General features: G+C 77.6%; 1 pseudogene. It reads left to right on the forward strand.

Annotated features, from left to right (window positions below):
- Positions 1–241, forward strand: a pseudogene (locus ACQP6G_RS20890) (FAD-binding oxidoreductase); the annotation flags it as partial.

Genomic DNA, 241 nt, shown 5'->3' on the forward strand with positions numbered 1-241 from the left:
GCGGGCGCGCGGTGCTCGTGGTGCGCGACGTCCGGCACGGGCACCTCGCGGCGCCCGACCCCCGGGTCGACGCCCTGAGGCAGGTCGCCGTGCCGCTCCTCGACACGGTCGGAGACCTGCCGTACGCGCAGATCGGGGCGGTGCACGCCGACCCGGACGACCCGCTGCCGTTCGTCGAGCGTGGCGGGCTGCTGCGCGAGCTGACCGAGGACGCGGTCGACGCGTTCCTCGGGGCCGTGCC

Source organism: Isoptericola nanjingensis, assembly GCF_050311635.1.
GTDB classification, from domain to species: Bacteria; Actinomycetota; Actinomycetes; order Actinomycetales; family Cellulomonadaceae; genus Isoptericola; species Isoptericola nanjingensis.